This window comes from Lentzea sp. NBRC 102530 (assembly GCF_030269365.1).
Classification (GTDB): domain Bacteria; phylum Actinomycetota; class Actinomycetes; order Mycobacteriales; family Pseudonocardiaceae; genus Lentzea.
In genome coordinates this window covers 461,730-470,640 of sequence record NZ_BSTF01000001.1, presented here as the reverse complement: position 1 = coordinate 470,640, position 8,911 = coordinate 461,730, and the positions used below count along the sequence as shown (strand labels likewise).

General features: G+C 73.0%; 2 protein-coding genes. One reads left to right on the top strand and one right to left on the bottom strand.

The genetic code is table 11. The features are described 5' to 3' along the window. Positions 1 to 184 precede the first annotated feature (184 nt). Positions 185 to 1,426 carry an FAD-dependent oxidoreductase gene (locus tag QSK25_RS02235; protein ID WP_285631741.1) on the top strand — a complete coding sequence of 414 codons (1,242 nt, stop codon included), beginning with the start codon at positions 185 to 187 and terminating at the stop codon, positions 1,424 to 1,426. Here the strand turns inward: QSK25_RS02235 and QSK25_RS02230 are convergent. Continuing rightward, entirely contained in the window at positions 1,404 to 8,702 is a 7,299-nt protein-coding gene (locus tag QSK25_RS02230; protein WP_285631738.1) for a WXG100-like domain-containing protein, read from the bottom strand. The genes QSK25_RS02235 and QSK25_RS02230 overlap by 23 nt on opposite strands. Between the last annotated feature and the right edge of the window lie 209 nt (positions 8,703 to 8,911).

Below are 8,911 nucleotides of genomic sequence, written 5' to 3'. Positions count from 1 at the left end.
CCAGGACGGCAGGGCAGGATCGTGCTCCAGCCGTGCAGCCCGTCCGATCTCCGGGGGCTCCCCTTCGAACCCGAGACGACACTGACGAGCGGCGCCGTCGTGGGTTCGCCCGTCGTGCGGTTCGAGGGTTGCCGAGTTGACCCCGGACACCGTTGCCCTGAAACAGATCGAGAAGAGGTCCACGATGGAGCGAACCGGCTGCGTGATCGCCGGAGGTGGGCCCGCGGGGCTCTTCCTCGGCCTGCTGCTCGCCCGCGCGGGCGTCCAGGTGACCGTGCTGGAGAAGCACGCGGACTTCCTGCGCGACTTCCGCGGCGACACCGTGCACCCCTCCACCCTGACGCTGCTCGACGAGCTCGGGCTGTGGGGCGAGGTGGAGAAGCTGCCGTGGCACCCGATGCGCCGCATGCGGATGGTGTTCGACTCGGGCGAGGCGACCGTCGCCGACTTCTCCCGGCTGCGCGCCCCGTACCCGTTCGTCGCGATGGTCCCCCAATGGCACCTGCTGAACACGATCGCCGAGGCCGCTGAACGCGAACCCACGTTCCGCCTGGTCCGCAACGCCGAAGTCCTGTCACCGCTGATGAAGGACGGCCGCGTCGCCGGCGTCCGCTGGACCGACCGCACAGCGGGACTGCAGGACGACCGCAAGCTGTGGGCGGACCTGGTCGTCGGCTGCGACGGCCGGGACTCGGTGCTGCGGTCCGGTCTGCCGCTGCGGGAGTTCGACGTGCCCGTCGACTCCTGGTGGATGCGGCTGCCGCACCTGCCGCACGACCAGGACGCCGGCGGCACGATCCGGCGCAGCGGCAAGCGTTTGCTGGTCATGCTGGACCGGGGCGACTTCTACCAGATGAACTACCTGATCCCCCGAGGCGCCGACAGCACGTTGCGCCAGGGCCCGGTCAGCACGCTGCACGACCAGCTGACCGAGCTGCACCCGTGGCTGGCGGACCGCGTCGGCGACATCGTCTCGTGGGACGACGTGAAGCTGTTGCACGTCAGACTGAACCGGCTGCGCCGCTGGAGCAGGCCCGGTCTGCTGTGCATCGGCGACGCCGCGCACGCCATGTCCCCGATCGGCGGCATCGGCATCAACCTCGCGGTGCAGGACGCCGTGGCCGCCGCCCGCTACCTCGCGGGCCCGCTGCTCGCCGGACGGCCACGCGCGATCGACCGCGCCGCACGCCGCGTGCAACGGCGGCGGCAGTGGCCGACCGCCGTGACCCAAGGGCTGCAACGGTTCATGCACAACCAGGACGAGTCGAGCGAACACTCCGAGCTGCCGCCGCCGATGCGCCTGCTGGGCCGCCACCCGTGGCTGCAACGCGGCCCCGCCCGGCTGCTCGGGATCGGTGTCCGTCCCGAACGCGCCCCGGCGTGGGCCCGCCGCACCGAACCGCTCAGTCCTCGGCTTCCCGCTTGACCGGCTGGTCGAACATCGCCAGGTAGTCGTCGCCGTAGTCCACCGTGACGATCCCGTGCCTGTTCGCCACCGGGTCGAAAGCGTTGTCCAGCAACACCATCGCGGCCACCGGGAGCTTGCGCGGCTTCCCGGTGCCGTCCGGCAACGACACCACGAAACGCACGAACTGCGCGTTGATCGCCTCGGCGTCGTACCGCGGTGATGGAACATCGGCACGCAACCCGGTGTTGGCGAAGGCGGTGAAGTTCGCCGCCCCCTCCGCGGTCATCGTGAAGTTCCCGCCGCCCGCCTGCATGGCGTAACTCGGGAACTGCACGTGCTCCGCGCCCCAACGCTCCTCGTCCGCCACACTGCGCAACACCGCACCCAGGTACAACCCGAGAACCCGGCCGTTCGACACGGACGGCCGATCAGCGGGCACGGCGTCCGGAGTGGACAGTCGAAGTCCCCAGCGGCCCACCAGCACCTGCTCGTGCGGCCGGACCTGGTCGGGCCGGAGCACCACCGGCCGGGCCGGCGCACGCCAGTCCGGCGGTGACCCCTCGACCAGCCGGCGCACCTCCCGCACCACGTCGGCTTCCAGCAGCGGCCACAGCCGTTCCATCTCCCGCGACCCGACGTCGGGCAACCGGCCGTCGCCGAGATCAGCGGCGATCGACTTCAGGACCGACTTCCCCCCGGTCATGCGCGCGGTGATCCGATCCGCACCCGCCCGCACCGCCGGGTGCAGCGAGCCGTCCTCCGCCGCGAACGGCGCGTACACCCGGCCCACCGGATCGCGGTGATCGCGCCACGGGAACGCGTGGTCCATCGCCGAGTCCGGCACCAGGTCGTGCCGGACCGCCCGCACGATCTGCACCTCTTCGTCACCCGGCTCCCAGCGCGTCTCGTGCCGTCCCTGGTCCAGTCGCGCCTCGACCGTGGCACGGCGCTTGGCGGCCACGCCGTCGTCGGACAGGTGTCGTTTGCCGGCACGTGGACCGGCGGACTCCGTGACCGGCTTCAGCGGCATCGGCACCGGCTCGGTGGCCTTCCTCAGCCAGCGCACCACGGTGCTCCCCGCGACGAGGCCGCCGGACAGCTCCGACATGGTGCGGGGCGTGCGGCGCCGGCCGTCCACGCCGACCTCCCGCGACACGTCGGCCACCCACCGTCGGACCCAGTGCATCGCCTCGGGGACGAGCGTGGGCGCGCGGTTTCCCGTGGCGGCGCGGCGTTCGAAGCTGATACCGGGCGGCAGGTCCACGCCCGCCAGGTACTCGGCGAGGTTCCGCGGCCCGTCCGGCCCCGGTCGCCAGGCGACGACGTGCGCGGGCGGTTCGACCACGACCGGCTTGTCCCACCACGAGGCCACGGTGCGCTCCACCACCAGGTCACCGGAGAGCCGGGCCACCGCCGCCGGTGTGAGGACCTCGCCGTTCACCAGGACGCCCTGCAGGTTCTGCGCCCACGCCCTGACCCACTGCTCGGCGGCGAGCGACAGCCGGCCCGTCGCGGTCTCGAACGAGACGCGGTCCGGCAGCGGACGCCGTCCCAGGTACTCGCGCAACGTGCCGGGTCCGCCCCGCGCCGGACGCCAGTGCAGCACGTCGTCCGGCGTCACCGCCGCGCCAGCGACCTCAGCGCCGACCCGCGGCCACCACCGGACGACCTGCTCCGCGTTCGCCAGCCCACCCGACATCCGCGCCATCTCCGCGGCGGTGAGGGGCAGGCCGGTGTCGTCGCTGAGCCGGTCCCACATGCCCTTGACCCAGTCCCGCACCCAGTGCGCGTGCACGGGCAGGCCCAGCTCGTCGAGACGTGCCCGCAGGGTCCGCGGTGAGTCCGCTGCCGGACGCCACGACGCCACGTCCTGGGGCAGGGCGGGCAGTGCGGAAATCCTGATGTCGCGCACCCAGCCGTCGACCGCCTCCTTGCGGACCAGCCCACCGGCGAGCGCGGTGACCTCCGCCAACGCCTCGTCGAAGCCGGTCGACCGGACACGCTCGCGAACGCCGGTGGTGAACCACTCCTTCACCCACGAGTCGAGGGGCGGGACGAGACCGCCGTTCCCCTTGCGCGCCAGCGTGACTCCCTGCGGCAGGGGGTGGTTCCCGAGGAACTCCTCGAGCGTGCGCGGTCCGGTGCCGTCCGGAGCCGGCCTCCAGCCGAGCACCTCCCGCGGCGCCGCGGCCGGCCGGTCCGCCCGCAGCCAGCGCGACACCGTGTTCTGCACGACCAGGCCACCCGACAGCTCGGCGATCCTCCCGGTCGTGATGACCTTCCCGTCGACCACCCGGTCGCCGAAGCCGCGCACCCAGGCCTCGACCCAGGACCTCGTGGCCGCGTTCAGCTTGCCCGTGCCGTCCCGTTCCAGCGAGATGCCCGGTGGCAGGTCGAGCCGTTCGAACGCTTCGCGCAGGGTCTTCGTCCCGTCCGAAGGCCTCCACTCGACGATCTCCCGCGGAGGCACCGGATGGCTCACCGGCCGTTGCGCCACCTCCCGATCCCGCACCTGCTCGGCCGTGATGAGGCCACCGGACGCGGCGGCGACGCCCTCGGGGTCGATCGCCGGGCCGCCGCCGTTCTCCGGGGTCCGCAGCCGGTCCACCCACGCGTGCACCCAGGCCTCGACCACGTGGTTCAGCCGCCCGCCGGCGTCGCGGCCGAGGCTGACGCCCTGCGGGAGACCGAGCTGCTCGACGACCCCGCGCAACGTCTGTGCCCCGTCTGGTCGCGGGCGCCACGAGAGAACCTCCTCCGGTACTTGGAGAAGGGCTCCCTTCGACGCCGTGGTCCAGATGTGGCTCACGGCCTTCGCGGGCATGACACCGCCGGACAGTTCTGCGGCGGCGGCAGCGCTGTACAACGGCTTGCCGTCGGCGCCGACGTCCTGCCTCTCGGCCCGCAACCACGTCTGCAACGTACGCGTGGTGACCAGCTCGCCCGACAGGTCGACGAGGCGCTGTTGCGTGACCGCCCGCTCCTTCAGCTTCTCGGCGCCGATGCCCATCGCCCAGGCCCGGATCCACGACGACATCGCGCCGGTCAGGCCACCGCCCCTGCCGGTGTCCTCCGGCGAGACACCGGGTGGCAGCTCGAACTGCTGGAGGAACTCGCGCAAGGTGGCGGGGCCGTCCGCCGTCGGCCACCACCTGAGCACTTCCGGCGGCGGCGGTGGGAACTGCTGCGCGCGGCTCGTCGCCGGGCCGGTGCCCCGCCGAGCCGCCGCACGCGAGGTCTCGGACCGGGCCGCCGCACGCGAGGTCTCGGACCGGGCCGGCCGCCGCGCGGCGGAACCACGCATCGTGGAGTGCCGCGCCGAGGGGCCGCCGGCCGTACCGCCGCCGAGGAACGCGGTGGTCTCCGGCGCCGCCCCGGCCGGGTCCGGGGCCCTGTCGAACAGGGCGGGGCTCGCTGCCGCCTCCTGCTTCACCGCCCAGGCCAGCAGCGCGTCCGGGGTCAGGACCACGGGCCGGGCGTACATGGGGTCGTCGAGCGCGAACACCCGCTTCCCGTCCGCCAGCCCGGTGCCGAGGTGCACGGCGTGGTCGGGTGAGCTCAGGACCGTGCCGCCCCTCGCCGCGACGCGCTCCCAGAAGCGGTTGACCTCGTTCGGCGTCGTGAGCTCGTCCTCCAGCGGCACCGCCGGTGACCGCTCGGTGGAGACCTCGTCCGCGCCGAAGAGGTGACCGCCCGGTTCCATCGCGAGCGCGGGTTGCAGCAGTCCCACGTAGTTCTGGTGGTCGACCCCGGTGAGGCGCCGGGTGGGCCGGTCGAGGAACACCGAGGACATCACCGCGACGCTCGCCGTCCAGTCGCCGCGGACGACCTTCCGCGTGAGCACCGGGACGACGGGCAGGTCCAGCTGGGCGGCGGCGAGCTTCTGCATCGTCCGCGACCACCGCACGGTCAGGTGGTGCCACTCCTGCCGCGCGGCAGGGGACTGTTCCCCTCGTACGAGTCGCAACGCCCGGTCCTCGACGGCCGTGAACTCCGCCCGTGCGTCCGCGATCCGCTTGCGCACCATGGTTTCCTGGCTCCGGCCGAACAGCCGGTCCGCCTTCTGCCTGGCCTCCGGGCTCGCCCGCGTGATCCGGTGCTCGGTCGTGTCCGCCACGGACCGTCCGATGTGCAGCAACGACGCGAGGGTGGGCACCTTGGCGCGCACCGCGCTGTTCACGGCGGCGGGGACGCACGTCGTGATGAAGTGCTGCTCCTCGAACCCGGTCGCCGCGAACAGGGACTCGGTGAGCGCCTCCGGTGTCGCGGCCAGCGCGGTGAACAACGGGCTCGCGGTGACGGCGTCGCGTGCGGACGGGCTGAGGTTCGTCAGGGCGAGGTGCGCGAGCCGGACCGGGAGTGGCGCGTTCTCCGGTGCCGCCAGGCCGTGCAGCGGGGAGGACCGTGCCGTGAACGGGTCCCGGCCGTTCGCCAGTTCCGTCGTCAGGTCGTCGAGCAGCTGGTCGAGCCGGTTCGCGGGGACCAGGCGCAGGGTCGTCTCCCTGACCGGGGCCAGGGTGGAGGCCAGCAGGGCGTCGGTGACGAACGTGCGGACCGCGTTCCTGAGCACCGGATCGGTCACCGCGGCGAGAGCGCTGTTGACGCCGGTGAGCCGGTCGCGGGTGCCGGCGGAGGGTGCGTGGTGGTCGAACCTGTCCGCCAGCGCGTCGAACTCCTCGATCCTCGACCGCAGGTCGTGCGGTGCCAGGACGAGTTCCGGCAGGCCGTGGGCGACGCGGTCGTAGGTCAGCGCGACCTCGTGCCGTGCGTCCCGCGCCGGTTCGTCGAACGAGACCTCCAGCGTCGCCGTGCGGTCGTGGCCCGTGCCGAGTTCGACGTGTCCGGCGATGGACTCGACGGTCTTCTCGTTGCCCTGCAACCGGTGCAGCTCCCCCGCCGCCGCCTCCTGGAACGCGGCCAGCACGTTCTCGGCCCTGCCCCTGGCGAGGGCGTCGGCCAGGCCGGTCCTGCCGGCGCTGAACCCGCTGACGGTCACCCGCGGGGGCGGCAGACCGAGGTCCGCCCTCGCGACGGCCGCCCTGGCCACGTCACGTGCGGTCGCCCGCACCCCGGCGAGCGCGTCGGCCGTCGCCGTGCGCTGCCCCTGGTCGAATCCGACGGTCACCGGCGAGACGTCCGACAGACCGCCCGCCGCCACGGTGACGAGCGGGGCGGCGGCGGTGCTGTGCTGGTCGAAGAAGGTCTCGCCGGGTTCCCTGGTGTACATGCGGAAGTGCCACTGCTCCGCCGCCGGCGGGAGGTCGAGGTGCGTCACCACCGCCTGCCACGCACGGGCTCGCGCGATCGGGTCCGCGCCGTCGAAGCCGGTCTGCCGAACGCCTCGCAACGCCTCGGCGAGCGCCGGATCGCCGCTGCCGTGCCGCAGTTCGGCGTCGATGGCCGCGCGCACGGTCTCGCGCGACTCGCCCGCGCGGGAGTGGTTCTCCAGCGTGATCTGGGACCGCCCGTCCGCGCTCTCGGCGATCACGGTGGCGAAGTGGTGGGCCCGCTCTCCCGCGACCGGCGGTCGGCCGTGGTCGGGGATCGAGGCAGCGACGTACATCTGCCCCGGCTTCGCCCAGGCGTGCTGGTTGACGCCCGCGTTCCGCGACACCTGGTCCAGCAACGGCCTGTTCGCGACCAGCTCGGCGTAGCGCCGTCCCGGCAGCGGAGCGCCGTCGGTGCCGGGCTGGGCGCGGCCTGCGAACTCGGCGGCCCTGCCGGGCGTCAGACCGGCCGCCTCGCCGTTCGCAGAGGTCTCCACCAGTCCTTCGGCGAGGTGCTGGGCGCCGGTCACGTCGCGACCGTCCACGCTCATCGGCGCGAACGCCGTCCGCTCACCGCTGCCGAGGACCAGGGTGTCGGGACGGCCGTTCTGCACCACGCGGGCAACGTCGTGGGAAGCATCGGTCGTGAGGGCCTCGGTCCTCGGCACCACGCGGTGCAGCACCTGCCGCGTGCCGTCGCCGAGCACGATCCGGGTGTCGTCCACGACCAGCCCGACGCGGCTCCCCAAGCGCTGCAACGCCTTCCGTGCGGCGTCCAGCACCTCCGGCGTGGCGAAGAACTCCCGCGCCTCGGTCACCGGTCCGGCGCCGGCGACCGACCTCCAGCCGTTGATCGCCAGCGTGCCGTCCCGCGCGACGCGGATCTCGGGGTGTGCCGGGGCGTCCGAAGGCTTCACCGCGGCGAAGACCGCGCCCCCGGCGGACTCGACGTGGTAGTCGGACGTCAGGGCCGGAGCCGGTCCGCCACCGACCCGGTCGGCCGCGGCCCGCACCTCTTGTTCCAGCGACAGAACGCTGTTCCGCACCAGGTCCAGCTCGATGCCGGGAACGCTGAACGTGGAGACGTCCGGACTGCCCGACGCGCCGGTGGTCGGAGTCCGCACGCCGCCGGCCCGGGACGCGGCGCCGATGATGCCGTCCCAGACGTTGCCGCGCATCCCGGTCGCGACGTTGATCAGCGGGTTGCTCACCCCGGCCGAAGCCACCTGCGCTGACGCGTAACCGAAGTGGCCCAACGCCCGCACCGAGCCGGTCACCCGGCTCCGCGCCTGCGCCGACAGCCCGGACACGACACCGCGCGACAACCCGTGTGCCACACCGCCGGCAGCGCCGCCGATGACGCCACCGATCACGGAACCCTTCAACGACTCCCAGTCGAAACCGTGCCGCTGGTCCGCGGCGATCTGCCCGAGCTGGATCCCGCCGTCGAGCCCTCCCATGAACGCGGCACCGAACGCGCCGAACTTCGCCGCGTCCACGGCCGGCTTCGCCGCGGCCGTGCCCACCGCGCGCACTGACAACGACGACAGCTTGGCGGCCAGCTCGCGCAGGACGAGGCGCAGGCCGACCTGCGCCGCCGCCTCCACCGCCGGGATCATGAACGAGAAGATCAGCGAGTACAGCAACGAGATCACCGTGGCCAGCGCCAGCGCGGCCATCGCGATCAGCATGATCTTGGCCTTCCGCACGTCGGCGGCCGCCTTCTCCGCCGCACGCGACAGGTCCCGCATGCCCGCGACCAGTTCGGCGACTCCGGTCGCGAGGTCGGCGCGCAGGTGGTCCACGACCTGGTCGCCCAGTTCCCCGTGCAGCACCCGGGCCAGCGCGACCGAGTCCGCGCTCACCAGGTCCGCGAAGTCCTCCGCCGCCGAGGCCGCGTCCCACCAGGCGTGCCGCAGCCGCGTCAGGCCGCCCTCGCTCGCCTCCGGCCACTCCATGCCCAGCACGACCTGGAAGAACTTCTGCAGGGCAGCAGGCAGGTGGGTCGTGTCTTCGGCACCGCTCACCCCTGCATGGGACCACCCAACGGCGGATCAACCCGCATCGAAAGTCCACATTGGATGAGAAGGTGCAGCAGCTCTGGACCAACGACACTGTTTCGTGCCCGAATCACGGTTGGCTGAGCAGCACCCGATCCACGGACGGCGGGTCAGGTCGCGAAAGAAGGGTCTTCCCTCACGAGGAAAGCACGTGCGGACCGCCGACGAAGTGGTGG